This is a genomic window from Pseudomonas edaphica, assembly GCF_005863185.1.
GTDB lineage: Bacteria > Pseudomonadota > Gammaproteobacteria > Pseudomonadales > Pseudomonadaceae > Aquipseudomonas > Aquipseudomonas edaphica.
Genome location: NZ_VBVZ01000715.1, coordinates 1 through 2,901, shown reverse-complemented (window position 1 = coordinate 2,901; position 2,901 = coordinate 1). Strand labels below are relative to the sequence as shown.

Here is a 2,901-nt window from a genome sequence, read left to right as displayed (position 1 = left end):
ATGTTGGCGCAGGTGGATGCGAGGTTGCTGCCTGAAGTACGTGAGTGCCTGACCCTGGAGGCCGCGATTGCGGCGCGCAGTGGGTGGGGTGGCACGGCGCCGGAGCGGGTGCGGGAGCAAATTGGGCGGTTGAAGGTGGCGTTGGCAGCTCAGCAAAAATGGGCTGAGAGTTACACCGGATTCCGAATCTGATCGTTCCCACGCTCTGCGTGGGAATGCCGCCCAGGACGCTCCGCGTCCCGTTGCATGGCTCCAATTCTGCGCAATGGTGACGCGGAGCGTCACGGGATGCATTCCCACGCAGAGCGTGGGAACGATCGTGCAACACCTATATTTTTTGGAGTAGCACCATGAACCAAACCCCGGCGGAGCGCTTGGAAGCCGAGCGCAAGTTGTCCGAGAACCAGTTCGATATTACCCAGTACGAGCATGTGCCGCGGCGGTATTACGGGCGGATGTTTTTTGCCACGTTGATCGTGATCGCCCTGGCCGCGCTGTTGCGCGCATTTGCCAATGGCCAGATCGAATGGTCCTACATCGGCCAGTTCCTCACGTCTGAGGCCATCCTCTGGGGGCTGGTGAATACCATTGTCATGTCGATTTTGGCGATGGCGCTGGGTGTGGTGATCGGGGTGATCACGGCGATCATGCGCATGTCGGCCAACCCGATCCTGCGTTATGTGGCCATCACTTACACCTGGCTGTTCCGCGGTACGCCGCTGATTTTGCAGCTGCTGCTGTGGTTCAACCTGGCGCTGATTTTCCCGGTGATCGCGATTCCCGGCCTGTTCAGCATCGACACCGTCGACCTGATGACGCCGTTCGTGGCCGCCCTGCTTGGCCTGAGCATCAACCAGGGCGCCTACACCGCCGAAGTGGTGCGCGCCGGTTTGCTCTCGGTGGACACCGGCCAGTACGAAGCCGCCAAGTCTATCGGTATGCCGAGCCTGCAAGCACTGCGTAGGGTGATTCTGCCGCAGGCCATGCGTGTAATCATTCCACCGGTAGGCAACGAGTTCATCAGCATGGTGAAAATGACCAGCCTGGCCAGCGTGATCCAGTACTCGGAGCTGCTGCACAACGCGCAAAACATCTACTACGCCAACGCGCGGGTCATGGAGCTGCTGATTGTGGCCGGCATCTGGTACCTGGCGGTGGTGACTGTTCTTTCATTTGGTCAGAGCCGCCTCGAGCGTCGTTTTGCCCGCGGCGCCGGCAAGCGTTCGTAAGTTTGGGTTGAGGAGATTTGCCCCATGAGAAGCATCGTCAAGGCCGTCAACCTGAACAAGTATTACGACCAGTATCACGCGCTGCGCGACATCAATATCGAGGTCGAGCAAGGCGAAGTGATGTGCATCATCGGCCCGTCCGGCTCGGGTAAAAGTACGCTGCTGCGTTGCGTCAACCAGCTGGAAAAAATCGACAAGGGCGGCCTGTGGGTCGACGGCGAGCTGGTCGGCTACCGGGTGGTGGGCAACAAGCTGCATGAGATGAATGAATCGCAGATTGCCCGCCAGCGCCTGGCCACCGGCATGGTGTTCCAGCGTTTCAATTTGTTCCCGCATATGACCGTGTTGCAGAACATCATCGAAGGCCCGGTGCAGGTGCTCAAGCGCTCGCCCAAGGAAGCCATCGAAGACGCGCTGGAATTGCTGGCACGCGTCGGGCTGGCAGACAAGCGCAATGCATACCCGGTGGAATTGTCCGGCGGTCAGCAACAACGTGTGGCTATTGCTCGCGCCTTGGCGATGCGCCCCAAGTTGATGTTATTCGACGAACCCACGTCAGCCCTCGACCCGGAGCTTGTGGGAGAAGTGCTGTCGGTGATGCGTGATTTAGCCACCACCGGCATGACCATGATCGTGGTCACCCATGAGTTGGGCTTCGCCCGCGAAGTCTCCAACCGCATGGTGTTTATGGATGCCGGCCAGATTGTGGAAGCCGGCAGCCCCGAAGAAATTCTAATAAGCCCACAAAACCCGCGTACCCAAAGCTTTATTTCTGCCGTTCGCACTTAACTAAAAAACTAACGAGAACGCCCCCATGAAAAAATTGTTTATCCCAACGTTGCTCGCAGGCCTGATGGCCTCCACCTGTGTATTCGCGGCATTGCCGGCAGCAATCAAGGAAAAGGGCGAGATCAGCGCGGCCATCGTGCCGAACTACCCGCCGATGGATTTCAAGGACACCGCCACCAATAAACTCACCGGCCTGGACTTTGACCTGGGCAATGCCCTGGCTGAGCGCCTGGGTGTGAAGATCAAATGGCAGGAAACCGGCTTCGAGCAGATGCTCAGCGGCCTGACCACCAAGCGCGTCGACATTGTGCTGTCGGGCATGAGCGACACCACCGAACGCCAAAAGGCCGTGACCTTCATCGACTACTTCACCAGTGGCCCGCAGCTGTACACCCTGGCCAAGCGTGAAGACCTTCAGGCATTGACTGACCTGTGCGGTAAAAAAGTCGGCACCAGCCGCCGTACCACCTGGCCGTCGGAGATTGCCGCATGGAGCAAGGAAAACTGCGAAGCGGCCGGTAAGCCAGCCATTGTGGTGATCGGCACCGAAGGCTCGGCAGATGCGCGCGCGCAGTTGCAGCAGAACCGTCTGGATGCGGCGATGCAGGGCAGCGAGACCATTCCTTATCTGATGGCGCTGGACAAGGGTAAGTACAAGCCGGTGGGCCTGGCGATTTCCAAGCAGTTCACGGGGCTGGGGATTGAGAAGAGCAACACTGAGCTGGTGACGGCGATCAGTGAGGCGCTGCAGGGCATGATTGAGGATGGCACCTACGGCAAGATCCTCAAGAAGTGGGATCTGGAGCAAGGTGCGGTGGAAAAAATCAGCATCAATGCCGGCCAATAAACACAGGATCTAAAAATGTGGGAGCTGGCTTGCCAG

At 58.7% G+C, this 2,901-nt stretch carries 3 protein-coding genes and 1 pseudogene; all 4 read left to right on the top strand.

Features of this window, described 5'->3' with window-relative positions; translation table 11 throughout:
• A pseudogene (locus FEM54_RS29430) lies at positions 1 to 192 on the top strand (argininosuccinate lyase); the annotation flags it as partial.
• 158 nt (positions 193 to 350) lie between these two features.
• Entirely contained in the window at positions 351 to 1,229 is an 879-nt protein-coding gene (locus FEM54_RS29425) for an amino acid ABC transporter permease (RefSeq protein ID WP_017134649.1), read from the top strand.
• 24 nt (positions 1,230 to 1,253) lie between these two features.
• Positions 1,254 to 2,018: an amino acid ABC transporter ATP-binding protein gene (locus FEM54_RS29420; RefSeq protein WP_017134648.1), complete on the top strand. Its 765-nt coding sequence runs from the start codon at positions 1,254 to 1,256 to the stop codon at positions 2,016 to 2,018.
• A gap of 25 nt (positions 2,019 to 2,043) precedes the next feature.
• Positions 2,044 to 2,865 carry an ABC transporter substrate-binding protein gene (locus FEM54_RS29415; RefSeq protein ID WP_138453943.1) on the top strand — a complete coding sequence of 274 codons (822 nt, stop codon included), beginning with the start codon at positions 2,044 to 2,046 and terminating at the stop codon, positions 2,863 to 2,865.
• The last annotated feature ends 36 nt before the right edge of the window (positions 2,866 to 2,901 follow it).